The organism is Paenibacillus sp. ALE3 (assembly GCF_054113405.1).
Window position 1 is genome coordinate 491,211 of sequence record NZ_CM134214.1, and the last position, 24,764, is coordinate 515,974.

General features: G+C 47.8%; 24 protein-coding genes and 1 riboswitch. Of the genes, 12 read left to right on the plus strand and 12 right to left on the minus strand.

Going from position 1 to position 24,764, the window contains the following annotated elements; translation table 11 throughout:
• The first annotated feature begins 27 nt into the window (after positions 1 to 27).
• Entirely contained in the window at positions 28 to 258 is a 231-nt protein-coding gene (locus ACXHJ2_RS02105) for a glutaredoxin family protein (protein WP_013373091.1), read from the plus strand.
• Between the two features lie 84 nt (positions 259 to 342).
• Here the strand turns inward: ACXHJ2_RS02105 and ACXHJ2_RS02110 are convergent, their stop codons facing one another.
• Complete coding sequence (locus tag ACXHJ2_RS02110) at positions 343 to 1,515, minus strand: ROK family transcriptional regulator (RefSeq protein ID WP_165082541.1); 1,173 nt, start codon at positions 1,513 to 1,515, stop codon at positions 343 to 345.
• A gap of 135 nt (positions 1,516 to 1,650) precedes the next feature.
• Here ACXHJ2_RS02110 and xylA point away from each other — a divergent pair, with 135 nt between their 5' ends.
• Both xylA and xylB read left to right on the plus strand, forming a co-directional pair.
• Positions 1,651 to 2,967, plus strand: a complete 1,317-nt coding sequence (xylA, locus tag ACXHJ2_RS02115; protein WP_165082539.1) for a xylose isomerase — start codon at positions 1,651 to 1,653, stop codon at positions 2,965 to 2,967.
• Positions 2,968 to 3,023: 56 nt separating this feature from the next.
• Positions 3,024 to 4,547, plus strand: a complete 1,524-nt coding sequence (gene xylB, locus ACXHJ2_RS02120) for a xylulokinase (protein WP_165082538.1) — start codon at positions 3,024 to 3,026, stop codon at positions 4,545 to 4,547.
• Positions 4,548 to 4,633: 86 nt separating this feature from the next.
• On the opposite strand, the gene ACXHJ2_RS02125 is transcribed toward xylB, so the two are convergent.
• From ACXHJ2_RS02125 to ACXHJ2_RS02135, 3 genes are read right to left on the minus strand one after another with little or no spacing between them, the layout of a single operon-like run.
• Positions 4,634 to 4,810, minus strand: coding sequence for a FeoB-associated Cys-rich membrane protein (locus tag ACXHJ2_RS02125; protein WP_090738214.1), 177 nt, complete (start codon positions 4,808 to 4,810; stop codon positions 4,634 to 4,636).
• 36 nt (positions 4,811 to 4,846) lie between these two features.
• A complete protein-coding gene (feoB, locus tag ACXHJ2_RS02130; RefSeq protein ID WP_165082537.1) occupies positions 4,847 to 6,856 on the minus strand; it encodes a ferrous iron transport protein B in 2,010 nt (669 codons plus the stop codon).
• A complete protein-coding gene (locus tag ACXHJ2_RS02135; protein WP_238791542.1) occupies positions 6,847 to 7,155 on the minus strand; it encodes a FeoA family protein in 309 nt (102 codons plus the stop codon). The genes feoB and ACXHJ2_RS02135 overlap by 10 nt, the downstream gene beginning before the upstream one ends.
• Before the next feature lie 217 nt (positions 7,156 to 7,372).
• Between ACXHJ2_RS02135 and ACXHJ2_RS02140 the strand changes: the two genes are divergently transcribed.
• Both ACXHJ2_RS02140 and ACXHJ2_RS02145 read left to right on the plus strand, forming a co-directional pair.
• Positions 7,373 to 8,500 (plus strand): transglutaminase domain-containing protein, encoded by a 1,128-nt coding sequence (locus ACXHJ2_RS02140; protein ID WP_013373078.1) that lies wholly within the window; start codon positions 7,373 to 7,375, stop codon positions 8,498 to 8,500.
• 49 nt (positions 8,501 to 8,549) lie between these two features.
• Positions 8,550 to 9,926, plus strand: a complete 1,377-nt coding sequence (locus tag ACXHJ2_RS02145) for an MFS transporter (protein ID WP_165082536.1) — start codon at positions 8,550 to 8,552, stop codon at positions 9,924 to 9,926.
• 125 nt (positions 9,927 to 10,051) lie between these two features.
• On the opposite strand, the gene ACXHJ2_RS02150 is transcribed toward ACXHJ2_RS02145, so the two are convergent.
• From ACXHJ2_RS02150 to ACXHJ2_RS02165, 4 genes are all read right to left on the minus strand, one after another.
• Entirely contained in the window at positions 10,052 to 11,518 is a 1,467-nt protein-coding gene (locus ACXHJ2_RS02150) for an amino acid permease (protein ID WP_013373076.1), read from the minus strand.
• A 134-nt stretch (positions 11,519 to 11,652) separates the two neighbouring features.
• A riboswitch (Lysine riboswitch) is annotated at positions 11,653 to 11,855 on the minus strand.
• 120 nt (positions 11,856 to 11,975) lie between these two features.
• Positions 11,976 to 13,109, minus strand: a complete 1,134-nt coding sequence (locus tag ACXHJ2_RS02155) for a virulence factor (RefSeq protein WP_165082535.1) — start codon at positions 13,107 to 13,109, stop codon at positions 11,976 to 11,978.
• 386 nt (positions 13,110 to 13,495) lie between these two features.
• Positions 13,496 to 14,722, minus strand: coding sequence for an MFS transporter (locus ACXHJ2_RS02160; RefSeq protein WP_165082534.1), 1,227 nt, complete (start codon positions 14,720 to 14,722; stop codon positions 13,496 to 13,498).
• A 91-nt stretch (positions 14,723 to 14,813) separates the two neighbouring features.
• Positions 14,814 to 15,368 carry a MarR family winged helix-turn-helix transcriptional regulator gene (locus ACXHJ2_RS02165; RefSeq protein ID WP_165082533.1) on the minus strand — a complete coding sequence of 185 codons (555 nt, stop codon included), beginning with the start codon at positions 15,366 to 15,368 and terminating at the stop codon, positions 14,814 to 14,816.
• Between the two features lie 357 nt (positions 15,369 to 15,725).
• Between ACXHJ2_RS02165 and ACXHJ2_RS02170 the strand changes: the two genes are divergently transcribed.
• From ACXHJ2_RS02170 to ACXHJ2_RS02185, 4 genes are all read left to right on the plus strand, one after another.
• The gene (locus ACXHJ2_RS02170; protein ID WP_013373071.1) at positions 15,726 to 17,072 is read left to right on the plus strand and encodes a cytochrome ubiquinol oxidase subunit I; all 1,347 of its coding nucleotides are present in this window, start codon (positions 15,726 to 15,728) and stop codon (positions 17,070 to 17,072) included.
• Positions 17,069 to 18,100 (plus strand): cytochrome d ubiquinol oxidase subunit II, encoded by a 1,032-nt coding sequence (locus ACXHJ2_RS02175; protein ID WP_165082532.1) that lies wholly within the window; start codon positions 17,069 to 17,071, stop codon positions 18,098 to 18,100. Before ACXHJ2_RS02170 ends, ACXHJ2_RS02175 begins: the two co-directional genes overlap by 4 nt.
• Positions 18,101 to 18,106: 6 nt before the next feature.
• On the plus strand, positions 18,107 to 18,217 hold the full coding sequence (locus tag ACXHJ2_RS02180) for a cytochrome bd oxidase small subunit CydS (protein ID WP_436449168.1): 111 nt from the start codon (positions 18,107 to 18,109) through the stop codon (positions 18,215 to 18,217).
• Between the two features lie 209 nt (positions 18,218 to 18,426).
• Positions 18,427 to 19,437, plus strand: a complete 1,011-nt coding sequence (locus ACXHJ2_RS02185) for an MBL fold metallo-hydrolase (RefSeq protein WP_165082530.1) — start codon at positions 18,427 to 18,429, stop codon at positions 19,435 to 19,437.
• Positions 19,438 to 19,553: 116 nt separating this feature from the next.
• Here the strand turns inward: ACXHJ2_RS02185 and isdG are convergent, their stop codons facing one another.
• The 4 genes from isdG to ACXHJ2_RS02205 are packed head-to-tail and all read right to left on the minus strand — an operon-like array spanning position 19,554 to position 22,682.
• Positions 19,554 to 19,904, minus strand: coding sequence for a heme oxygenase (gene isdG, locus ACXHJ2_RS02190; RefSeq protein ID WP_025674837.1), 351 nt, complete (start codon positions 19,902 to 19,904; stop codon positions 19,554 to 19,556).
• Position 19,905: 1 nt separating this feature from the next.
• Positions 19,906 to 20,697, minus strand: a complete 792-nt coding sequence (locus ACXHJ2_RS02195) for an ABC transporter ATP-binding protein (RefSeq protein WP_165082528.1) — start codon at positions 20,695 to 20,697, stop codon at positions 19,906 to 19,908.
• Positions 20,694 to 21,692: a FecCD family ABC transporter permease gene (locus tag ACXHJ2_RS02200; RefSeq protein WP_185156528.1), complete on the minus strand. Its 999-nt coding sequence runs from the start codon at positions 21,690 to 21,692 to the stop codon at positions 20,694 to 20,696. The genes ACXHJ2_RS02195 and ACXHJ2_RS02200 overlap by 4 nt, the downstream gene beginning before the upstream one ends.
• Before the next feature lie 9 nt (positions 21,693 to 21,701).
• Positions 21,702 to 22,682: an ABC transporter substrate-binding protein gene (locus ACXHJ2_RS02205; protein ID WP_165082524.1), complete on the minus strand. Its 981-nt coding sequence runs from the start codon at positions 22,680 to 22,682 to the stop codon at positions 21,702 to 21,704.
• A gap of 398 nt (positions 22,683 to 23,080) precedes the next feature.
• On the opposite strand from ACXHJ2_RS02205, the gene isdC reads away from it, so the two are divergent.
• From isdC to ACXHJ2_RS02220, 3 genes are all read left to right on the plus strand, one after another.
• A complete protein-coding gene (isdC, locus tag ACXHJ2_RS02210) occupies positions 23,081 to 23,596 on the plus strand; it encodes a heme uptake protein IsdC (protein ID WP_165082522.1) in 516 nt (171 codons plus the stop codon).
• Positions 23,597 to 23,668: 72 nt separating this feature from the next.
• Entirely contained in the window at positions 23,669 to 24,136 is a 468-nt protein-coding gene (locus tag ACXHJ2_RS02215; RefSeq protein WP_013373063.1) for an NEAT domain-containing protein, read from the plus strand.
• Between the two features lie 32 nt (positions 24,137 to 24,168).
• The gene (locus ACXHJ2_RS02220) at positions 24,169 to 24,666 is read left to right on the plus strand and encodes an NEAT domain-containing protein (protein ID WP_165082520.1); all 498 of its coding nucleotides are present in this window, start codon (positions 24,169 to 24,171) and stop codon (positions 24,664 to 24,666) included.
• Positions 24,667 to 24,764: the final 98 nt, after the last annotated feature.

Here is a 24,764-nt window from a genome sequence, read left to right on the forward strand (position 1 = left end):
AACAAAATAAATGATGAGGTGATATTCATGGAAAAAGCAATAGTTTACACATCTACAAACTGTCCGCATTGCCGTCAAGTAAAAAGCTACCTGGCTGAAAAAGGTGTCGAATACGAAGAACGCAACATTGAAACCAATGAAGCTTTTGCGCAAGAGGTTTGGGATATGGGCATTCGCGCTGTTCCATTGACTTTGATCGGAGAAGAACGTATTTCCGGTATGAACAAAACCAAGTTTGAAAAAGTGTTGAACGCTTAATCCAACCTAACAGCAGATAACGGATTTTGCAAAATCCTAAGCAAAAAAAGCGTACAGGAACCTGAGTGTTCCTGTACGCTTTTTTTATAAAGATACACGTACACGCCCGAGAAAAGGAGCTGTTGCCGCATAGGCGGCACCTAGCATCGTCGAACGGCTGCCAAGCGTGGAGAAACGAATCTGTAGTTGCCGGCGGTGATAGGGCAGGGCACGTTCGTCAATCACTTTACGCATACTTTGCTCCAACCAAGGTCTGGCTTCCGCGAGTGGACCGCCAATGATAAGCATGCCAGGGTTGAGGCTGTTCACAATGTTGGTAATACCCACACCCAAATATCGCCCGATTTCACCAAGGACGCTTAATGTACTAACATCACCTTGCTGGGCAAACGGTAATAATCCCGCTGTATTATGTGCGGGCAGCTTCAAGGTGGATGCTACATACGCCTTCTCCGAAGCATACAGCTCCCAGCAGCCTCGGCTGCCGCAGGAGCAGAGGCGCCCATTCCAGTCAATGGACATATGCCCGCTCTCGCCCGCGTATCCCCAAGCCCCTTGATACGGCTTGCCATCAATGATAATTCCGGCCCCGATCCCGGAGCCTGCACTGATGTAGACCAGATCCCGCACCAGCTGCCGATGATCGGCGTCCATACCATAGTACAATTCGCCTTGTGCACCGACGTTGGCCTCATTATCCACCACTATGGGAAGACCCAGCTCTGTCTCCAGCTGCTGCCGCAGCGGAACCTCTTCCCAGCCCAGATTGGGTGCGAATAAAACATTTCCGGTTTCATCCACCATACCTGGTACCCCCAACCCAATGCCGACAATACCGTGAGGGGAGGGAGGGGTGACCTGCATGAGCTTCTGAACGAGCTTACGAATTTGTTCGATGACAAAGTCAGGATCATGCTGGGTTAGAGAAAGGGTAAGCTCTGTTTCAATGGTACCTGCCAGATCGGTCAAAGCACCCTTGATGTACTGTACACTAACCTCGATACCGAGTACAAAGCCTGCACGGTTGTTGAACAGCAGCATTAAAGGTTTGCGCCCACCGCTGGATTCTCCTAATCCCGTCTCATACACCAATCCATCGGTGATCAGCTCTGCAACCAGGTTGGACACGGTGGCCTTGTTTAATCCGGTTTGACTGGATAACTGTGCCCGGGATAGAGGGGCATGAAGGCGGATTCGCTCCAATACAATGGATTTATTCAGCTTTTTGACAAGCGCCTGATCGCCAGTAACATTCATGGTTATTTTCACTTCCTGTTGATGTAATTCCCTTTATTATATCATAAAAATAAACTTAGTTTAAGCAATAGACAAAGTTTCTTGGCTGTGCTAGAATCGTTTTTGTAAACGTTTACTACAAAGGAGGAACTTATAATGGCTTATTTCGAACAAGTATCCAAAATTAACTTTGAGGGCAAGCAATCTGATAATCCTTTTGCGTTCAAATTTTATAATCCTCAGGAAATGGTAGCGGGAAAAACGATGGAGGAGCATTTGCGTTTTAGTATGGCCTATTGGCATACGCTGGTTGCAGGCGGCTCTGATCCTTTTGGAGTAGAGACTGCGGAACGCCCATGGTCCAAGTTTACCGGACTTGATTTGGCGAAGGCACGTGTGGAAGCTGCCTTTGAGCTGCTGGATAAACTGAATTTACCTTATTTCGCCTTCCACGATGTGGATATTGCTCCTGAAGGCGCGTCACTGAAGGAATTTTACAGCAATCTGGATACCATCGTGGATCTGATTGAGGAGCACATGAAGGCTACGGGGAAAAAGCTGCTGTGGAACACGGCGAACATGTTTAGCCATCCACGTTATTTGCATGGAGCTGCGACGACTTGCAATGCAGATGTATACGCACACGCAGCTGCTCAAATTAAAAAAGGACTGGAAGTGGGCAAACGTCTGGGCGCAGATAACTACGTATTCTGGGGAGGCCGTGAAGGCTATGAAACACTGCTGAATACAGATTTGAAGTTGGAACAGGACAATCTGGGACGGATGTTCCATATGGCGGTGGACTACGCGCGTGAAATCGGCTTTGACGCTCAATTCCTGATTGAGCCAAAACCGAAGGAGCCAACCAAGCATCAGTATGATTTTGATGCGGCGACGACGATTGCCTTCCTGCAAAAATATGATCTGGATCAGCATTTCAAGCTTAATCTGGAAGCTAACCATGCCACTTTGGCGGGCCATACTTTTGATCATGAAGTACGTGTAGCACGGGTTAACGGCATGTTGGGTTCCCTGGATGCCAACCAAGGTGATTTGCTGCTGGGCTGGGATACGGACGAATTCCCGGTTGATCTGTATGATGCCACACTAACCATGTATGAAGTACTGCAAAATGAAGGATTAGGCCGTGGCGGTATCAACTTTGATGCCAAGGTGCGCAGAGCATCGTTTGAGCCAGAAGATTTGTTCCTCGCGCACATCGCAGGTATGGATACGTATGCGAAAGGGTTGAAGGTAGCCGCCAAACTGATCGAGGATCGTGTGTTTGAGGACTTTATTGAGAAGCGGTACAGTAGCTTTAAAGAAGGCATTGGAGCAGACATTGTATCCGGAAAAGCAACGCTTGCTTCCCTGGCTGAATATGCTCTGGCGAACGAAGCACCACGCAAAAACGTGTCCGGTCGTCAGGAATATCTGAAAGCAACATTGAATCAATACATTTTGGCTGATTAATGCCGGAATTTATATATGAATAAGGGCCGTACGATCACAGGGAAGGAGGAACTCCAATGCAGGAGAAGCTAAAACAGGAGCTGGAGCGCTATGTCATCGGAGTGGATTTGGGTACCAGTGCGGTCAAAACGGTGCTGGTCAACCGTAAGGGGCAGGTGGCTTATGAAACCTCTCAGTCCTATCCTCTTCATCAGCCGAAAGCAGGGTATAGCGAACAGCAGCCTGAAGACTGGGTGCGTGGGACGTTAGCATCGTTGAAAGAGCTTGTAGAGAAGGCCGGAATCGCCGGAACAGATGCTGTGGACGGCATCAGCTTTTCGGGGCAGATGCACGGGCTTGTGCTGACTGACAAGGAAGGCCAAGTGCTTCGTCCAGCTATTCTGTGGAATGACACGCGCACAACGGCACAATGCCGCCGTATTGAAGAACAGCTCGGGCCAGCGCTGCTAAGTATCGCGCGCAACCGCGCGCTGGAAGGCTTCACGCTACCCAAGCTGCTGTGGGTGCAGGAGCATGAGCCAGACGTGCTGGCTCGTGCGGCCCATTTTATGCTACCCAAAGATTATGTGCGCTACTGTCTCACAGGAGAGTTGGCGATGGAGTATTCGGATGCGGCAGGCACGCTGCTGCTAGACATCGCGAACAAGCAGTGGAGCGAAGAGATCGCAGCTGCGTTTGATCTGCCGTTGTCGCTGTTCCCGCCGCTGGTGGAATCCTTTGACCAGACGGGTACACTATTGCCGGAGATTGCGGAGCAGAGCGGGCTTTCGTCTGAAACCAAGGTCTATGCAGGTGGAGCAGACAACGCATGTGGCGCGATTGGTGCCGGCATTTTGAGCGAAGGCCGCACCTTGTGCAGTATCGGCACCTCAGGAGTTGTGCTTTCCTATGAGGAACGCAAGGATATCGACGTTCAGGGACGGGCACATTTTTTTAATCATAGTGAGCAGGATGCTTATTATATCATGGGGGTTACACTCGCGGCAGGATATAGCTTGACCTGGTTTAAGGATACCTTTGCGCCGGAACATTCTTTTGACGCACTGTTGGAGGATATAAACTCGATCGAGCCGGGCAGCCGAGGGCTGTTGTTCACGCCTTATATCGTGGGCGAACGTACCCCTCATCCGGATGCAGCTATTCGAGGCAGCTTTATCGGGATGGATGCAGGGCATAAGCTTCCGCATTTTACACGAGCAGTGCTGGAGGGAATTACGTTTTCGCTCAAGGAATCCATTGATATTCTCAGAGGCACGGGCAAAACGGTGAATGAAGTGATTTCCATTGGCGGCGGTGCGCGTAATGAGGCATGGCTGCAAATGCAGGCCGATATTTTTAACGCGGATATCGTCAAGCTGGAAAGTGAGCAGGGTCCTGCCTTGGGAGCGGCTATGCTGGCTGCTTATGGTAGCGGGTGGTTTGAATCGCTGCAGGCGTGCGCTGAAGCTTTTCTGCGTGAAGCAGCAAGATATACGCCAAATCCGGAACGTGTGGCACAGTATGAAGGCTTATATGAGCTATACCGTGAAGTTTATCTACACACACGGGAGCTAAGTGAGCAATTGGCGGTCTATCGGTAATACAGTGAACTTTGAACGTAAATGAGAAGCGGCTTCGGGTGTAGGAATCCCCGAAGCCGCTTATTTCATGGATGATAAGTTTTGGATTAAACACTTTTCTTCATTTTTGCATGACCTTCATTCACCGAGCTCACGGCACAGCCTGGGCATGACTTGCTCGATGAACAGCCAGCACAGGCGCCTTGGCGGCTTTTTCGCAAAAATCTTACCAGCACCCACGCACTGTAACCGAGGATCACCAATAAAATAATGATATTGACCATGGAATCCACTTCCTTTTATATACTCTAGGGTCTGACTTAACCCCAACCTAATAATCTGCCACACTGATAGATCAAGACGGCGATGATATATGCCACGGTCAAAGGATAGATCACAGAAAATGCGGTCCAGCGCCAGGAGAGTGTCTCCTTGCGAATAACCGCTACTGTAGCCAGACACGGCACATACAACAGAATGAACACCATAAAGCTAAATGAGGCAAGCGATGTAAAAGCATGACTGACTTGCAGTTCCAATCCCTGCATATCGGGAACATGATAAATGATATTCATCGTTGAGACGATAACCTCTTTGGCCATAAAGCCTGTGAGCAGAGACGCGCCTGCTTGCCAGGTGCCAAAACCAAGAGGAGCCAATAGAGGTGCAAACCATCCTCCAATCGTAGCGAGCAGGCTGTCATCCATTTCTACGCCGAAGCCCTGCGGACCGAAATTGGACAAGAGCCAGATGCCTACAGAGCCTGCAAGAATAATCGTTCCGGCTTTACGGACGAAGCCTTTGACCTTCTCCCACGTGCTGCGAAATAATGTAAGAGCCTGCGGCACCCGATAGGGAGGGAGCTCTACGATAAAGAGGGAGGGCTCACCTGATAAAATAGATACTTTGGAAAAAATTTTGGCAAGTATAAGCGATACGGTGATCCCTAACACATACATCAGCATGATAATGCTCGCCGCATGTGACGGGAAAAACACACCTGCAAACAACGCATAGACTGGCAAGCGGGCCGAGCATGACATAAAGGGTACCAGCAACGTTGTAATGAGGCGTTCTCTTGGTTGTTCTATGGTGCGCGCTGCCATAATTGCCGGAACATTACAGCCAAATCCGATGATGAAGGGAATGAAGCTTTTTCCGTTCAAGCCCACGGCTTGCATCAAGCGATCCATGAGTATTGTGACCCGTGCCATGTAGCCGGAGTCTTCGATCACCGAGATAATCAGAAATAAAATAGCAATTTGAGGCAGAAAAACAAGCACACCGCCGACCCCAGCCACGATGCCGTCCACGACTAGACTTTGCGTAAAAGCGGACGCGTTCAAGTGAACGAGTAATTCAGTAATCCAGTTGCTGAGTGTCCCTGAAAAAAATTCATCCAGCATATCTGAAAGAATGGTACCCGCCCAATCGAAGGTAAACTTAAAGGTAGCGTACATTAACAGTAAAAAGATCGGAATCCCCAAGTACCGATGAGTTAGCAGTGCATCCAGTTTATCAGTCAGGCTGTGCGGTCTGAGTTTGGATGTGTCAACTGCCTTGGTGCACAGCTCAGCAATCCATGCTGTTCTTACAAAACGAATATGTTGAGCAGGGGTGCTGTTATACCCTTCCCTGAGAAGCTCTTCCTCGCAGCGCTGGATGCGTGCAGTTACTTGTTCACGCAGTGTCTCATTCGTCATCCATTCCATGACGACCGGATTGTTTTCCAGACATTGCAGTGCAGCCCAGCGGAGCTGAGGCACAGATGTATGCGGCAGCAAGCTGCAAATATCCGCAATAGCAGCTTCGACAGCAGGGCCGTAATCCAGTTGAAAAGCATTGGATGTATGTCTGACCTCTCGAAGGGAAGCAAGCATTTGCTTACTTCCACTACCTGTACGTGCCACCATCGGAATAATGGGAACGTTCAATTGATCAGCCAACAGTTCCTTGTTTACCCGAAGACCGGTGGCATCGGCTACATCGGTCATGTTTAAGCCGAGTACAAGCGGACGGCCGTATTCCAATAATTGTACGGTCAAATATAGATTGCGCTGAAGCTGGGAGGCATCCACGATGTTAATTAGCGCCGCAGGCGGTTCTTCCAGCAAATAACGGGTTGCGACGCCTTCATCCAGCGACAGAGGGAGTAAAGAGTAGGCACCCGGCAAATCCACCAATACGGCAGACTTGTCACGCAGGATTCCTGTTTTCTTTTCCACAGTGACGCCGGACCAGTTTCCTACTTCTGCATACGTACGAGTCAACTTGTTGAATAATGAGGTTTTTCCTGTATTGGGATTACCGAAAAGAGCGATCATGTCCATGTCGGAACGACCTCCAGTTGCTTCACTTGATTTTGACGGAGGCCGACTAACTGGCCGTTGCATTCAATGACGATCGGGCCGCCCAATAAACTGATCTTTTTTAAGCGTATAATGGAGCCTTCGTTGATGCCCATGTCTGTTAAACGGCGGCGCAATGAGGGGTGAAGAGGGGCAAGAGATTGCAAACGCACAGTCTGACCTAATGGTGTACGAAGGAGTGAGATACATTCTGCCATGGTGCTCAGCCTTTCTGATCTAGAATGAGAATCAATATCATTTACTTCCGATGCCAGTACCATATCATGAGGAGTACTAGATTGCTGTGATAAATTTCTCTGCGAACGACATGTTTATGGTTATCCGTCTCTGTTATATAACAGAGTAAAGTGTCATAACCTGCTTTGAACTGCACGCTTACTCGTCTATAACCGACAAAACTAGAGCGTTTGGGGCAACTGTTTTTATGGTAAGATAGAGCTGTTTACAACTATGCTAAGAAGGGCAGGAACGCTCTGTATGAACAGAAAAATCGGGGTTAGGCTTGTAAAATGTCTGGTTGCAGGTGCAGCGCTGGCTGTGTTGCTGCCGCAGGCTGTAGAGTGGGGCAACAATGTGTATGCGGCGTCGGTCAAGCCGACTCCCTCCGTATCATCGCAGCAGCTTCAAAACAAGCTTTTACAGGCAATGGCTACGCGGAGTGAAACGCTGACCTTTACATATCAAGGGCGAGTGAACGGTCTCAAGCAGCAGTTACAGACAGCCATCCAACAGGCGATGGAGAGCGATCCGTATGTGAATTATACGATCAAAAGCTACGCATTCAGCTATACAGGCACAACCACCTCCGCCCAGGTTACGATTCGTTTAAGCTACCGGGAAACGAAGGAACAGACGGCATATGTGGATAGCACAGTGCAAGCTGTGCTGGGGGATATCATTACGAAGGGAATGACGGATCATGAAAAGGTGAAGGCCATCCATGATTGGATCGTCGTTCGCCTGAAGTATGATGAAGCACAGCAAAAGTACACAGCCTATGATGGTCTGAAAACGGGAAGCACGGTCTGTCAGGGTTATTCGCTGTTGGCTTATAAAATGCTCGAACGAGCAGGGATTACAAATCGGATTGTGGAAGGTAGAGCAGGAGGGCAGTTGCATGCATGGAATCTTGTTTTATTAGATGGCCGATGGTATCACATGGATACGACATGGGATGACCCGACCCCCGATCGCGCGAACGAGGTAAGCACTTCATATTATCTGCTGACGGATTCAGAAATGCGGCGGGATCATTCGTGGGTTAAACAATATCCTCAGGCGAACACATCGTACCGCGAAACCTTATCGGCATTGATAGCTGCCGGAGGAGCAAAGGCTGCCGTGTATCAAAAACTGTACAATAACCTGGAATATCCATTGCAAGACGGCAAGGGACTGGTTAAATCATCAGCTGACATCAAGGAACAGGTTCGGAAGATGATAACTAAGGGAGAAACGTCAATTACTTTTGGCTATCAAGGTACGGAACGAAGTCTTAAGGAGGATTTACAGTCCTTGTACCAACTCGGCTTAAAATCCATTTCCTATCAGATTACGGATCTCGGAAGTACCGGCAATCTTAGGGTAACCCTGAAATGGACTTAATTATTCGGCTGTAAAAAAGCCACATTATCAAAGGAGTATTCTAATTTATATGCACAAGCGTTCCTTTACCTATTTGCTTGGCACGCAGACGATGTCCAATGCGGCCGACATTCTTTACATTATGGCACTTGTGTCTTTGGTCTTTCATGAAACAGACTCGATCTTCTCTTCGGTGCTCGTTCCGTTGCTGCGGATGGGGGCGCAGATGATCAGCGGCTTTTTAGCACCGCTCATTTTGGCCCGATTCCAGCTTCCTTTTATTTTATTCGTTTCCCAGTTTGGACAACTGGCTTTCTTCGCCATTCTGCTGGGCCACTTGTGGTCAGCGGGCACAGAGCCTATGTGGGTAATTGTGTTTGCGCTGGTGACTGCCATGTCCTTTCTGGACGGCTGGACCACCCCTGCGCGCAATGCACTGATTCCCCGCCTTGCTTCTGGGGAAGGACTCATGCGGGCAAACAGTCTGGTATCGGTCAGTGATCAGACGGTGCAATTAGCAGGGTGGGGGCTTAGTGGTGTGCTCGTAGCTATGCTGGGCTCGGAGAAAACATTGCTGGTGGCTGGCGGTCTGTATTTGATAGCGCTGATCTTCACCAGCTTGATTCGAGATCCCCTAGAGGGCAAAGCTCATTATTTGCTTCAGCCTGGAACAAGGGTACAAAATGGGGATGTCTTGGCTTCTGAGGTTGTAACCGAGCCGGGACAAGGGCAACATGACTTGCCTCCAGCGCAGTTGGAAGATAAGCTGTATGGTCCGGAATCAGAGAGCACAGCGGTGCCTCCTAAACGTAAAAAAGAAATACTGCGTGAAGGCTGGAGTCTCATCGGAGCCAGTCACAGACTGAAGGCTCTTATTTTTATGGATATGATTGACCTGCTGGGGGGATCAGTTTGGGTAGGCGCGTTCACGCTTGCCTTCGCTCAGCAGGTCTTGCACAAGAGCGAGGCATGGTGGGGATACATTAATGCGGCGTATTTTGCAGGTGCGATTGGTGGTGGCATCATAGTCCTTGCCTGCGTCAAGCATTTGCAGCGCAGACTGCTGCCCGCTATGCTGGTGGGGATGGCAGGCTACGGGCTGCTGACGGCTTGGTATGCACTGAACACATTACCGCCACTAACGCTGCTTATCGTGCTGTTGATGGGACTACCTGCGGAAATGTCGGTCGTCTCCCGCCGCACGATGATGCAAATGAGTGTGTCGGTACATGATTTGCCCAAGGTGCTGTCCGCCCAGGCTACGCTGACAAGCCTGACGTTTTGTATTTCGCTGCTTTTAATGGGCTGGATTGCAGATCATCTGGGTATTGTTAATTTGTACTTGTTTTCAGCAGTGCTAACGATGATTGCTGTCATATACGGTATTTTTAGTCGTCGTGCCTTATCTATGTCTTTATCAGCTGAAGTAGCTGCTTCTTCCAAATAAACAGAAAAAGAAAAAGCCCGTCTCCGGGCATATACAGGGGAACATGCGGATAATGGTCTTGGGACCAGGTGTACCAGCGTGTTTTCCCTGATATGTGGAGACGGGCTTTTTATCACTGTGTTCTATTATTTATCCGAAGACGGATTTGAACTCAAATCACATTCTTTTAGCGGAACGATTTTAGTACGTTTGATCCATTTGTAGCCAAGCCACAGCAGAAGGAACAGCGGCACACTCATATACGTAGCGATCATCGTTTTCCAGTCAATCTCCTGTCCAGTGAAGGCATCTGTCCCTTGCCCGATAATGACAATGATACATAGAGCAAAGGCAAACAACGGTCCGAACGGGAACCAGCGGGCTTTGTAGGGAAGCTCACTCAGACTGTGACCCTGTGCAGTAAAGGCACGGCGGAAACGATAGTGGCTGACGGCAATACCGACCCACGTAATAAATCCGCACATTCCAGAGGCATTGAGCAGCCAGTTATAGACTACACCGTCTCCGTACAAGGAGGCGAGAAAAGCAAGCATACCAACAGCAGTCGTGATCAGAAGTGCATTCATAGGAATACCACGTCGATTGATACGCCCAAGGAAACGGGGAGCCTTGCCTTCCCGCGCCAAAGCGTACAGTACCCGAGTCGCTGCATACATACCCGAGTTGCCTGCTGACAATACGGAAGTCAAAATAACGGCATTCATGACCGAGGCAGCAATGGCAAGCCCTGCTTTTTCAAATACGAGCGTGAACGGACTGACTCCGATATCACTGATATCTCCCCGCAGCAGATTCGGATTCGTATATGGAATGATCAAACCAATAACGAGAATCGCGAGAATATAAAAGAACAAGATACGCCAGAAGATTTGACGGATGGCACGTGGCACATTGTCACGCGGATTTTCGCTTTCGCCAGCGGCTACCCCAATCAGCTCGGTTCCCTGAAAGGAAAAGCCCGCAGCCATAAATACGCCCAATACAGCGAAGAATCCACCATGGAACGGGGCATCTCCTACCGTGAAGTTGGCAAAGCCAACCGCAGGACCACCCATGATGCCGAAAATCATCAGCACCCCTACGGCCAAAAAGATGATTACAGTCACAATTTTAATCATCGCAAACCAGTATTCGGACTCACCGTAGCCTTTGACCGTCAATGCATTCAGCAAGAAGATTATGGCCAAGAATAACAGACTCCACCAGGCAGAGTGGCTTTCCGGGAACCAGTATTTGATTAGCACGGTCGCTGCTGCCAATTCGGCAGCAATTGTCACTGCCCAGTTGTACCAGAAGTTCCAGCCCATGGCAAAACCAAAAGCCGGATCGACGAAGCGACCTGCATAGGTATTAAAAGAGCCGGATTCAGGCATAAACGTAGCCAGCTCACCGAGGCTGGTCATTAAGAAGTAGACCATAAGGCCAACTGCTGCGTAAGCCAGCAGGGCACCGCCGGGTCCAGCTTCGGCGACCGCGCCTCCACTGGCGAGGAACAGCCCTGTTCCGATAGAGCCGCCGAGGGCGATCATCGTCATATGACGGGCTTTGAGACTTTTCCGCAAGGTTGCGTCAGATGTTGCTTTGTGTTGCACGTTCAAACACTCCTTCATGAAATTGTATTTCATGTCAGGGCAAGAGCCAGAAGGAGGGGGAGTATATAAATCAAAAGACCGCAGGGAATACGCCTGCGGTCTTGTCTATGCATTCCGCACCATACCTTCTTCTATAACAAGATAGCTCAACACACGTGTCTGTGTTAGGACATCGCGTGACAGTTCTGCTCCTTTCGGTTAGCAGCCCCAGCATACGGAGTATTTACAAAGAGTCGGCTCCGCATACTTCGGCGGGTGTACCTTTCTACTGGAATCTCAGACGGCTCTTGTCGTCTCCTCCAGTGTACTGATTACATCCGCGACCTCTACCTCATCATAAAACAGGTTGATGAGGTGTATGACATGATATTATATTGTATAGTGAACTATAGTATATCGTACCTGTACACTTTCTGACAATCGACAATTTTTTGGAATCCATTTATTGAATCTTAAATCAGGAGTTCCGCTTGGCCATTTGCTGCCACACCGTACCTGCGGCTTGTTCGCCTGATTCGATGCGCTCCAGCGCCATTTTAGCTTGCAAACTGACCTCAAATTCAGGGTCATCGACAGCCTTCTCCAGTGCATCACGCGCATCCTCGGTTCCAACCTCGTATAGAAAACGGGCTGCACGCCAGCGAACCAGCTTGCTACTGTCGGATAAGGCTCCGATCATAGCGTTGGTAGCGGCGGGATCACCAATGTCCGATAACGTGTCGCCAGCGGTGCGGCGTACTGCCGCGGAAGGATCGCGCAGCGCCTCGAACAGCAATTCCATCGCCTCCGGTGTACGAATATCGCCCAGATAGACGACTCCCAGCCTACGCAGCTGCATTTTGTCGTCATGCAGCGCTTGCCGGATCAGAGGCAAATGCTCAAGCGTCGGCTCCAGCCGATCCAGCGCAGCGTAGCGTGTGCGCCAGTCCTCGTGTTGGAGGGCCTGCTTCAGCTCGGCATCACTCCACTCGCGGCGTTCCTCCACGAATTCGCTGTTGTCCGCGCCGTGGGCAATCGCCTGCTGGATAATTTGTTCCAGCCGATCCTGCGGAAAGGCTGCCTCTAATTCCTGCTCAACCTCGCGGGCAATATCCGGCAGTTCACCGTAACGGATGCCGTAATCACTCAGCTTGCGTTCTTTGATCAGTGTTGCACTTGCCACGCGGGTAACGGCTTGCACGAAGCGGTCGGACAAGGAAATTCGTTCCTCCTGCTGTCCTGCTTTAACCCTAATCTGCATGGGAAGACCGCGGAAAAATTGTACAAAAACCTGTGCTTCGCCAAACGCTTCCCCAGAGGTTTCCTCCGGTAAATCCCAGTTTGCGTCAGCACCTTCCTCGCCTAGCTGATCCCGGACTTGACCCAGAATAGTAGACCAATCCGCATTTCCTTTACGGTCAAGGGCTACAAAATCGGTCGTGTGAAACACGCTTTTGACCCCTTCAATCGCCAGCATACGCCGGATAAATGGGGGAGCGGAGCGCTCATTGTCTCGTGTATATGTTCTGCGGATACCCGCTTCCAGTCGCTCATCCAGATGCAGCATCATGGTGTTCGGACTGGGAGTTGGCTCGATAGATGTTATCTTCATAGCTCGGTACAGCCTCCTATTCAAAAATTTTCCATAATATCATACATAGCTTATCTGTATTGTACCTCATTCTGCATATGTCTCCAAAGAGAGAGTTTTTATTTGTGAAGAAAATACAATGACATATATCACATGGTTTAGATGAATATGCCTGATAAATAGGAGTTTTTTCGAATGAAAACAGGATGCTGTATAAGCCAAACTCGAAAAATTAACATGAAAACGGAGTAGGCGGAATGGTGCTGTACAAGCGTAGCGGTCGCTTTTGTCCCCGGATTTTTACCCTATTCATAGGTTTTATTCTAGAAATCCGGGGGCGGTGGCGATGGGAAGTACCATCCGACTGCGCAGTGGCACTATAGGTAACTTTTAAGTTCGGTTTTAGTTTATGCGTCCCGCTTCAGCGGATTGTTCTGATGGATCAGGAGAGAAGCGATAAATCCCACAGACAGAACTGCCGCCAGCAGCATAAACGTAGTCATCTGATTGCCGCCATTTCCCATCAAACGAATGGAAAGCATAGGTGCTAGACTTGTACCGGCAAACAGAATGAAGGTATACAGTGAGACGGCTATGGCCCTTGCGGTACCGCTGAGCTGGCCAACTATTGCAATAAGTGAAGGGACACTCAGGGCAATGCCGCTGACAAAACATACACTTAATACCACGATAGATATTAGAGAATGCGTCATCCCCATCAGCGCCAAGCTGAGAATGGAAAGAAGAAGAGCTACACGTAATAAAAGGTGAACACCGAATTTCAGGGCCAGTTTTCCGGCGAAGGGTGAGAGAAGCATGCCGATGATGCCAGCGGATCTGACATATAGCATCTGTGTGCTATTCAGGCTAAATTCGGGACTGCCAAGGTAGCTTCCCAAAACCGTATACATGCTCACAAATGACATCAGAAGAACAAAAGCGATCGTGTAGCTTAACCATAAAGGATACGAACGCAGAACGGTCCCCAACTGACCGAAGGCTGCCCAAATGCGAACCCCTCGTTGCGGAGAGGGAGCTTTAGGCAGGAAAAAAAGAACGATCAGGAAGGTGATTCCGTACACAATACCTAGCATCTGAAATACCATATTCCATCCGGTTTGTTCGCTGATAACAATACTAAATACCTGTCCGGCAATACCTGCCACTAGAAAACCAGTGCTGATAAAGCCGATAGCCGTTACCCGTTTTTCAGTCGGAAACATATCTACGGCGTATGCGAGAGCAACGGGGGAAAAGGTAGCTGCCGCCAAACCCTGCAGCAAGCGAAGCACAACTAATACAGAATACTGATTGGTTAAGCCGAGAGATAACGAAAGGATCGTCAATGCGAGCAGTCCGGCAACGATAACCTGCTTGCGTCCAAAGCGGTCAGACAATCCTCCATAAATAAGACATCCCGCCGCAAATCCTAAGGAAAAGATACTTCCCGGCAGAGCTGCTTCAGCTAGCGTTTTTCCAAATACTTTAGCAAAGAGAGGGACCAAAGGGATCGTTACATACAGGCTGGACATCACGGCAACCGCTGACCAGCATAGGATTACAATCATCCATGCATAAGGGAGAGCAACATTTTCCTTCTGTATAACGCTATCATTTGTTCGTAATTTACTCATCAATAGAACACTCCTTAATCTTCAAATAAGTAATTTATAAATATAAACAATTAAATATATTAGATAACCTAATTATATGTTCAAAAAAAAATTACCTGCCCACCCCCAGTTTATCTTCCATATGATGATGGATTTTTTCTATAATTCGCAAAAAAACGATCTGCTCCTCGGGCTCCAAAATACTTGCTAGGGAAGCACAGGAAGACCAAAATACAGGAAGCACTTGCTGTACAAGGTGAGAACCCGCTTCTGTAATGCGTACATGAATTTTGCGCCGATCTGTAGAACTATGTTCTCTGATAATCCAGCCTCGTTGCTCTGTCCAGTCCAGGAGAGATGTAACAGATGCACGACGAATTCCCAGACGGTCGGCTATCATAGAAGGGCTCATCTGAGCTTGGGATTGGTGCAGTGTCAACAGCAACAATAAATCTAGCTTACTCTCTGTCAGGCCGTAAGCAGCCAGATCCAAATCTATTGCGTCGAGCGTATTATCACTGGTCCATAGCAAAAAGAGACCAATACGGGCAAGTTGCCGATCCGTTTCTGCAAGGGCAGTTTGATCCATTAACTCCAGATAAGGTTCTGGTCCCAGACGAGGAAGAGGCTGCTGGATGGTGTCCCGCTTACTTTGTTTTGGCGGCATAAGTTCACTCTTTTCATATAATTAGGTTATCTAACTATCCTAATATAACGTATTGCCATGCAAAAGACAATATCTAGCAAGAAATACTGCTACATTCCATACAGAAGCAGGGTTAAAAATCAGTTGAATGAACCAAACTGTGAGTAGGTTACCAAATTGCGCCAATAGATAAGTGAAGGAGGCGTTCCTATGTTCCGCAAGCAGGAAAGAACGCTCATTATTGTATGTATAGTCATTGCGGCCATTATGCTATATGCCGTAATTAAAAGCATAGCTCGCTTGACTCCCTAGTTGGTAATCAAGAGTGATTTCGAAGTTTTCCCTATTAAAAATGTGAAATGAAGGAGTGAAACCCATTTGTCTTCACTGGACCCTGTATTGCTAAGCCGGATGCTGACCGGAATTACCCTGTTTGTTCATATCGTATTTGCATCCATCGGCGTTGGTGTACCTTTAATGATTGCACTTGCAGAATGGCGCGGGCTGCGAACCGGTGATCCGCATTATACACTACTGGCCCGGAGATGGGCGCGAGGATTTGTCATCACTGTTGCCGTGGGTGTCGTTACAGGCACCTCCATTGGTCTGCAGCTCAGCTTGCTTTGGCCTACCTTTATGCGGGTGGCTGGACAAGCGATTGCACTGCCCCTGTTTTTAGAGACGTTTGCTTTTTTTATCGAAGCAATATTCCTAGGCATCTACTTGTATACTTGGGATCGGTTTAAAAGTAAATATTTTCACTTAATGCTGCTCATCCCGGTAGCGATTGCCTCGTCTGCATCAGCGGTTTTTATTACGACTGTGAACTCGTTCATGAACCAACCTCAAGGCTTTACACTCAAAAATGGAGTCATGACCAATATTCATCCCATCGAGGCTATGCTAAACCCGGCCACGCCGACCAAAGTGTCCCATGTACTGGCTTCCTCGTATACATTGAGCGCAGGGGTGCTGATGGGGCTGGCTGCTTACAGCATGCTGCGAGGGCGTAATCACCCTTATTTTAAAAAGGCGCTGAAGCTGACCGCCACCTGTACCATTGTGTTTGCCATCAGTACAGTGATGATTGGAGACGCATCAGGTAAATTTCTGGCCAAATATCAGCCGGAGAAGCTGGCTGCCGCCGAATGGCATTTTGATACGATGACGCACGCCCCCTTTGTATATGGTGGCTTTATGGATGAAAACGGTGAAATCAAATACGCTCTGAAAGTGCCTTATGCACTTAGTGTGTTGGCCGGGAATTTGCCTAGTACGGAGGTTAAGGGGTTAAATGACTATCCGGTGGAGGAACGTCCGCCGCTGTCTATTCATTATATGTTTGACCTCAAGATCACCACAGGAGTGCTGATTCTCGTCATCCCACTGCTATATCTGATCCGCAAGCGTTTGCCAGGTCGCAAACCCTACCCCAGATGGCTGCTGTTAGCGCTCATTCTGGTCGGACCGATGGCGATGGTAGCTATTGAGCTGGGCTGGATGTTTGCGGAGGTCGGCAGACAGCCGTGGATTTTACGCGGATATATGAAGGTGTCCGAAGCAGCAACTACTTCTACAAGTGTTGGGTGGATGCTAGTGTTGTTTGTTATTTTGTATCTGGTGTTGTGCTTCTCGGCCATCAAGGTACTCAGCAAACTATTCCGTAATAAGGATGCCGTGGAAGAGATAAGACAGCTGGGCCTGGAAGGGGCTGAAGGCAAGTGAACTATGAAATTGTAGGCATCGCCATTTTGTGGACCTTCCTGTTTGGATATTTGCTTGTGGCATCCATTGATTTTGGTGCAGGCTTTTTCAGCTTTTACAGTGTGCTGACAGGCCACCAGAACAAAATCCACAACATCATTCAACGGTATCTGTCTCCAGTATGGGAGGTTACGAACGTATTTCTCATCTTTTTTGTGGTGGGATTGAACGGTTTTTTCCCGGATGCAGCTTATTACTATGGGACGGCGTTACTCGTTCCCGGTAGTATTGCAATCGTGCTGCTCGCGATCCGGGGAGTATATTATGCTTACAATACGTATGGGCATTCGGGTAAAAATAATATCGTCTACATGGCGTTGTACGGTGCGACTGGATTACTGATTCCCGCGGCACTGTCGACGGTCCTCGCTATTTCGGAAGGCGGCATTATTTTGGAAAACAGCACAGGTGTTCATCTTCAATGGGGTCAGCTATTAAGCAACCCTTACACGTGGGCGGTTATTATTCTGGCGCTGGTGAGTGTATTGTATATATCGGCGATGTTTTTGTGCTTTTATGCCAAAAGGGCAGGGGACAAGGTCGCTTTCGAAATTGTACGAGGGTACGCGTTGCTCTGGAGTGCTCCTACGATTTTGGCGAGTTTGTTCGCATTTTTTCAGATTAACAAACAAAATCCGGACCATTTTTCCAATATGCTCAGTATGGCCTGGATGTTTGTCGCATCCTTCATATGCTTTGTAGGGGCAGTCTATCTGGTCTGGCAGCGGCGCCATTTGGGTATCTCCTTTATCCTAGTGATGCTGCAATTTGCATTTGCCTGGTATGGCTATGGCCGGTCACATCTTCCGTATGTTCTGTATCCCTACATTAATGTATATGACAGCTTTACGAACTCTACGATGGCATATGCATTGATTACGGCGTTTGTTGCGGGTCTGCTAGTGCTGATTCCTTCGCTGATCCTGATTTTGAGATTGTTCCTGTTCGATGCAAAGTATGTAAGAGGACAAGCGGGAAAGAAAGGGTGAGTTAGAGTGGTTGCTTTCGAGCATTTTACGATCATGTATGAGTCGCCGATCATTATCGTGGTGGCGATTGTGTTTTTGTTTATTTATTCGGCACACTTTAAAAACCCACAGGACTGACAATAACATGTGGAGCAGGCCTTCTGATAGACCCGGGAGGTCTGTTTTTGCTATATTATCGCTGAATTTCCTTTACAGATGTGATTGAATTATACTTTACATATATCAGGATGTTGCATCATTTCATGTTCACATTTGAGTGACAATATATAGTTAAATTGAACCGTTGTGTTTTTGGAGAACGGGTCTGTCAGGGAGGGGGCTGCATCATGCCTAAAGTGCGTTTTAACAATATGGATCATGTAAATACCGATAAAACCATCAAGCAATTCAGACAATGGCGGCAGGAGCGACGCAGCAAAATAAAGGATTATACGTTCGTTGTGCCAAACCATCCCCCGGAGCTGGAGTTTCTGCATCATAATCGGGAAATGGCGACGGCGACATGGGTGGGCCATTCCACCTTTTTTATTCAGTACCTTGGGCTGAATATTGTCACTGATCCGGTGTGGGCAGAGCGTATGGCTTTTGATAAAAGGCTGGCTCCACCCGGCATTCGCATTCAGGATGTGCCACCACTGGATATCATTCTGCTATCACATTCGCATTATGATCATTTACATTTGGCATCGTTGCGGAAGTTATATCGTGCAGACACATTGATGCTCGTACCCTCGGGGTTAAAGTCGAAAATGATCCGCAAAGGCTTTCGCAACTGCCATGAGCTGCAATGGTGGGAGCATTTTACGTTAGGCGGGGTACGGATTACATTTGTTCCGGCACAGCACTGGACACGGCGTACGCCGTTTGATACCAATACTTCGCATTGGGGTGGATACGTTCTGCAAAGTGAGCAGCAGGTGATTGGTTCTGCCACGTCTGTTGCAGGCTCAGATGCTCATGCAGAATCCGATTCAACGGAGGCACCTACGTTGTATTTTGTGGGAGATACCGGATATTTCCGTGGATTTAAAGAGATTGGCGAGCGCTTTGCCATTGATCTGACCTTTATGCCTATTGGCGCGTATGAACCGGAATGGTTCATGACCTCACAGCATGTGACACCAGAAGAGGCGTTGCAGGGCTTTGTGGATTGCGGCGCAGATCAGATGATCCCGATGCACTATGGAGCCTTTAAGCTGGCGGACGATACGCCGAGAGAGGCGCTGGATCGTCTCGAAGTAGAGCGAGAGCGCTTGGGGATTGCAAAGGAACGCATCCATGTACTGGGGCACGGAGAGACGCTGAAAATTGGGCGCCGTTGCTCAACCAGAATCTGAGGGATTCAATAAAATACGTATATAAGGGGATTTTGCAAAAATCCAATAAGCGGCCCAGCGGACAATTAATAATGCCTGCCGAGCCGCTTTTTTTAGTTCTATGCTACCGTTCAGAATTAAACGGCTTCGATCTCACTCGCCAAAGAGGAGTCATTGTTCGCAATGGGGTGACGAACGATTTTAACCTCATAGAACGTGATTTTATTTTCAATAATATAGTCTGGAATTTGACGGTGGTTGTGGGATTCACGGAACGCTTCACTTTTCGTCCAGCCTTGGAAGTTCTCTTTTTCCTTCCAGCGTGTGCTAATCGTTACCTCCTCATAATCCTTCGTGTTTTCCGTCAGCAGCACTTCCAGACCGAGGAAGCCTTCCATCTTTTCAACCTGTCCTTCTTTGTTAAATCTTTCGATGAGCAAATGGGCATTGCCTGGTGTGATTTTAGATGTGTTTGTAACGATAACCATATTAAATTCCTCCTGAATGATGTGGTATGGTCGGTATAATAACCGGATAGCCATCCTCAAATTTGATGGTAGCGTTCATTTCATAAATGTCGCGAAGAAAAGCAGACGTCAAAATCTGACGGGGTTCGCCAGCAACGGCGATTCGTCCCCTTTTAAGCGCAATCATATGATGACAATAGGCCGCAGCTTGCTGCAAATCATGCAGTACCATAACAATCGTCAAGCCGGACTCGTGATTAATACGCCGCAGCATATCCATAACTTCAAATTGGTGGGCGATATCCAGAAAAGTGGTCGGTTCATCGAGCAAAAGAATACCCGTTTGTTGGGCCAAGGCCATTGCAATTCGCGCTTTTTGTTGTTCACCTCCCGATAGAGTATGGAACATCCGATCTGCATAGGGCTGAATGCCCGTGATTTCCATGACATGGTCGATAATTTGCTGATCTTGTCTGGTAGGTCGTGTCCTCAAGCCCTTGGCATGAGGAGATCTTCCATAAGCGACCAGCTCACGAACCGTTAATAACGGCAGCATATCCTTCATTTGCGGCAGCATTGTAATCGTTTGAGCCAAATCACGCCGCTTGTATTCCTCCACGGGCTTGCCCAGTACAGAAACCTTGCCCTGATCCTGCTTGAGCAGCCGGGTCAAAATCCGCAAAAGCGTAGACTTGCCTGAGCCGTTGGGACCGACAATGGCGGTGAGCTGGCCAGCGGGCAAGGTAATGTTCACATCGTCCAGCTGGAAATATCCGCGTTGTAAGGAGAGATGCTCACCCTGAATGGCTGTCATCCGAAATTCCCCCGTTTCTTGAGCAGGATTAAGAAGAACGGTGCCCCAATGACGGCCAGCAAAATACCGACAGGCAACTCAATCGGGTCAAACCAAGAGCGTGCGACTGTATCCGCTAGGACAACCAGTGTCCCACCGCCCACAATGGAAAGGGGGAGGAGGAAACGATAATCTTCCCCGATGAGTAGCCTTATAACATGGGGAACGACCAGTCCTACGAACCCGATCAGCCCGGCTACACTGACCGCCGTGCCGGCGAGCAGAGCAGAGAGCAAGATAATGAGCATCCGTTGAAGCTCTACCCGCTGGCCTAGCAGCTGTGCTGAATCGTCGCCCAGCAGCAGCAAATTCGCAGGCTTAATCGCAAACAAAGAGGCGATTAAGCCAATGATAGCGTAAGGAGCCATGAACTCCAGATGATGCCAGCTGCGTCCATTTAACCCGCCAGATAGCCAAGGAAGTACTGCCTGTACGCGGTCGCTGTACATGACCATCACGCCGTTGGTGAGCGCGCCCAACAACGCGTTGATCGCAACGCCAGCCAGCACAATTTTGACAGGGGAAGCTCCTCGGTCCCAAGCCAGCAGGTAAATGACGATCGCACTCAGAAAGGCTCCCAAAAAGGCGGTTACCGGAAGAAGGTAACTAAGCTGTGGAAGCATCACCATCGTAATAACGGCAGCAAGTCCACCTCCAGCCGATACACCAATAATGCCTGGGTCAGCCAATGGATTTTTCATGACGCCTTGAAGAAGTGCTCCTGAAGCTGCGAGACAAGCGCCTACCAATAAACCTACCAATACTCTGGGGAGTCGGAGATCCATTAGAATCGTGCGATATGTGGATTCATCATTATGTAGCAAAACCTGATTGATTTCTTGAAGTGGAATCGACACCGAACCGTAGGCCAGACCGTACACAGAGACGGCTAGCAATAAGAACGGAAAGGTAATCCAGGCGATGGTGCGTCTTCTGGCGCGTTGTAGTTTGTTCATCGCCATCGCCTATTTCGCCGGATACAGCTTTTGGTGCATCAAATCCAGCGCTTTAGTGACCCGTGTCCCTGGATTTGTCCCGAACAAATCTGAAGGTAAAACCTCGACCTGGCTGTTTTGGACTGCCCGGATTCCGTTCCAAGCTGCATTTTCCTGCATTTCTTTTATAAATGCGGCTTTAACCTCTTCCGTATTGCCATGAGTCATGATGAAAATGTAGTCAGGGTCAGCCTGTACGATGCGTTCTGTGTTCAACTGCGCATATTGCGGGAAATTTTGCAGGCCCGGAAAATCAGAAGCGATATTGGAGCCACCTGCAACTTCCAAAATGTTTCCGCCTAGAGAATTCGGCAGCGCTGCCATGTACGTGGCCGGGGCTCCGTAAACCAGCAACACCTTCGGTTTGGAGGTAGAGGCTGTTTCTTTTTGCAGCTTGGCTACTTGCTGGTCAATTTGTTGGTTCAGCTTTACGGCCCCGTCCTGCTTTTGCAGTAATTGTCCGAACAGCGTAATTTGTGACTGGATATCCTTAACTGAATTAGCCCCAGTCAGCAGCAGCTGTGAACCGACTCCTTCAATGGCTGGGATGTCTTTTTCATTCATAGGATAGTTGCCTAGTACGACATCCGGTTTGAGCATCGTAATTTTCTCCAGATCTACTTCATGAGTGGAACCTATTTGCTGAACGTTTTCAGCAGCAGGTACGACGGAAGGTCCATTGGAGTTGGGCCTGCCCACGGCTGTCCCGCCCAATGCGTAAATAATATCCAGATCGCCATTACTGAGCGCAACGATATGTTGAGGGACCTTTTGAAACGCCAACGTCCGTTTTGAGAAATCAGTAACTTGAATCGTCGCGCCGCTTGTCGTGCTTGAAGTGGTAGATACGGAAGCACTGACTGGTTTGTGATCTGCGGTCGAGGTACCATTACTACATCCGGTAACTGCCAATAAAAGCGCTGCGGATGACCACAACACATAAGATTTCATGTTATTCCTCCTGCAATTTTCAAGTTGAACAATAATGATAATCATTTTCATTTATGGATAAGAGAATGATAATGAATATCACTGAGGATTGTCAATTGAAAAAAGCAAATTTTTAAATAAATTTTGAACTAAAAATAAAAGAGAGTCGTTCGAATTATAGAAGAAGGAACTACAAATTTTTATTAAAAAATAGCATATATCAAGGGATTACGTACACACAAATACATATTGACATTTTCGAAAAGTGTAAGATATATTGGTGATGGGTTTACTTGATTTTGCGAAATTATGGAATAGAGAGGTGGGGAGACAAGCTCGAAAAGAGCTATTTTTTTTAAATTATCAATTGAGAATGATAATCAATTAGTTTATTCTCGTGGGGAGGGACTGCTGTCAAAATGAAGAAGGGGTATTCTGCAATTATTGCTGTGTTTCTGCTGGTGAGTGTGCTGAGCTTTTGGCCAACTTCGTCATCTGTAGGAGCCGCTGCGGCTTCTCCAAAATTGGCGGATGGTACATACACGCTCAAATACAATATTCTCAAGGCAGAAAATGATTCGGTGTCCATGGCTAATGATTATTTTGAAAAACCAGCTAAGTTGTATGTAAAGAAAGGTCAAATGACCATGCAAATTAAGCTGAATCATAGCGAATGGACAACCGGGTTTAAAGTGGATTATAAAGGCAAAATCATCGATACCAAAGTCATCCAAAAGGATGCCAAAACCGATACTCGCACCGTGCAATTTCCAATTGCGAGTGTCAACAGCCCGTTGATCTCTAAAATTCATGTTACTGTCCCTGCATACAATTATGATCATGACTATACGATCCGCTTCGCTTTTGATTTCAAAAGCATCAAAAAAGTTGCAGCCGTCCAGTCAGCGAAATCAGCCAAATCTTCCAAAAAGTAAATTCAAGCTATCTTTATCGTTCATAAAATCAACATAAATTCAAGCATAAAAAATGAAGGAGTGTGTGTAGATATGAATATGGTAATGAATCGCTTTGAGCAATTTTCTTTCAAGAAGGTATTCGTAGCATTGATCATGACAGCACTTGTTTTTGCACTGATGGCTCCACTCTCTGCTAAAGCAGCAGCAGCCGACGGCACTTATAACGTAGATTATACCGTTCTGAAGGATCAAACCAATGAAACTTCTCGATTAGACAGCTATCTGACAAAGCCTGCTCAGGTTACGGTAGCCAATGGCAAAAATGTCGTTCGTCTGACTGTGAAAAGCAGCAATCTGATTACAGCGTTCAAAGTAGAGCAAAATGGCGTACTGCAAGATGCGACTGTAGTCAGCACAAATACGGCGAACAACACTCGTGTAGTGGAATTCGAAGTAGCTGACCTGAATGCAAAAGTAAATGCTTACGCTGAAATCACAATCCCAGTAGTTAACTACACAGGCAAGTACGATGTACAACTGCAATTCGACGAAATCTAATCCAAAATAAAACGTAAAAGGAGATTGAAAACATGAACATGATTATGAATTGTATGGAGAAGTTGTCTCTGAAAAAAGTAATGCTCACTGTATTGATGGCTGCGCTTGTTTTTGTGGTACTAGCCCCATTCTCAGCTAATCAAGCGAACGCGGCTTTGCCTAATGGAACGTATCAATTGCCTTATACCGTTTATAAGGATGGAACCACTCAGCCATCTTACATGGATACCAATGGTTATGTGAAAAAACCAGCTACACTGATTGTTACGAATGGTCAATACAAAGTGCGTGTAGCTATTACCAAAAGTGCTTGGGTTACTGAATTTAAAACTCAACAAAACGGTCAGTATGTGAATGCGACTGTGGTCAGCACATCCGGCGATACAAGAATAGTTGAATTCCCGGTAACTAGCTCGTCTCAAAAATTGAATGTCAAACTGCATGTAAGCGTACCTAAAGAATACACTGGCGGTATTCCTTACGATCACGACTATGTTGTTCAGTTCCAATTCGACGACAGCGATATCTAAGGGTTTCTTTTTGAAAATATGATTTTGAATTGAATACTCATTTGGAGCTCAGTTCCAGAGCTCCAAATGAGTATATTTTAAGTAGGGGGATATATCAC

Bases quoted from the DNA above. Each gene is read 5' to 3' on its own strand.
- ACXHJ2_RS02105 (WP_013373091.1), top strand. From the start codon at position 28: ATGGAAAAAGCAATAGTTTACACATCTACAAACTGTCCGCATTGCCGT.
- ACXHJ2_RS02110 (WP_165082541.1), bottom strand. From the start codon at position 1,515: ATGAATGTTACTGGCGATCAGGCGCTTGTCAAAAAGCTGAATAAATCC.
- xylA (WP_165082539.1), top strand. From the start codon at position 1,651: ATGGCTTATTTCGAACAAGTATCCAAAATTAACTTTGAGGGCAAGCAA.
- xylB (WP_165082538.1), top strand. From the start codon at position 3,024: ATGCAGGAGAAGCTAAAACAGGAGCTGGAGCGCTATGTCATCGGAGTG.
- ACXHJ2_RS02125 (WP_090738214.1), bottom strand. From the start codon at position 4,810: ATGGTCAATATCATTATTTTATTGGTGATCCTCGGTTACAGTGCGTGG.
- feoB (WP_165082537.1), bottom strand. From the start codon at position 6,856: ATGGACATGATCGCTCTTTTCGGTAATCCCAATACAGGAAAAACCTCA.
- ACXHJ2_RS02135 (WP_238791542.1), bottom strand. From the start codon at position 7,155: ATGGTACTGGCATCGGAAGTAAATGATATTGATTCTCATTCTAGATCA.
- ACXHJ2_RS02140 (WP_013373078.1), top strand. From the start codon at position 7,373: ATGAACAGAAAAATCGGGGTTAGGCTTGTAAAATGTCTGGTTGCAGGT.
- ACXHJ2_RS02145 (WP_165082536.1), top strand. From the start codon at position 8,550: ATGCACAAGCGTTCCTTTACCTATTTGCTTGGCACGCAGACGATGTCC.
- ACXHJ2_RS02155 (WP_165082535.1), bottom strand. From the start codon at position 13,109: ATGAAGATAACATCTATCGAGCCAACTCCCAGTCCGAACACCATGATG.
- ACXHJ2_RS02160 (WP_165082534.1), bottom strand. From the start codon at position 14,722: ATGAGTAAATTACGAACAAATGATAGCGTTATACAGAAGGAAAATGTT.
- ACXHJ2_RS02165 (WP_165082533.1), bottom strand. From the start codon at position 15,368: ATGCCGCCAAAACAAAGTAAGCGGGACACCATCCAGCAGCCTCTTCCT.
- ACXHJ2_RS02185 (WP_165082530.1), top strand. From the start codon at position 18,427: ATGCCTAAAGTGCGTTTTAACAATATGGATCATGTAAATACCGATAAA.
- isdG (WP_025674837.1), bottom strand. From the start codon at position 19,904: ATGGTTATCGTTACAAACACATCTAAAATCACACCAGGCAATGCCCAT.
- ACXHJ2_RS02195 (WP_165082528.1), bottom strand. From the start codon at position 20,697: ATGACAGCCATTCAGGGTGAGCATCTCTCCTTACAACGCGGATATTTC.
- ACXHJ2_RS02200 (WP_185156528.1), bottom strand. From the start codon at position 21,692: ATGAACAAACTACAACGCGCCAGAAGACGCACCATCGCCTGGATTACC.
- ACXHJ2_RS02205 (WP_165082524.1), bottom strand. From the start codon at position 22,682: ATGAAATCTTATGTGTTGTGGTCATCCGCAGCGCTTTTATTGGCAGTT.
- isdC (WP_165082522.1), top strand. From the start codon at position 23,081: ATGAAGAAGGGGTATTCTGCAATTATTGCTGTGTTTCTGCTGGTGAGT.
- ACXHJ2_RS02215 (WP_013373063.1), top strand. From the start codon at position 23,669: ATGAATATGGTAATGAATCGCTTTGAGCAATTTTCTTTCAAGAAGGTA.
- ACXHJ2_RS02220 (WP_165082520.1), top strand. From the start codon at position 24,169: ATGAACATGATTATGAATTGTATGGAGAAGTTGTCTCTGAAAAAAGTA.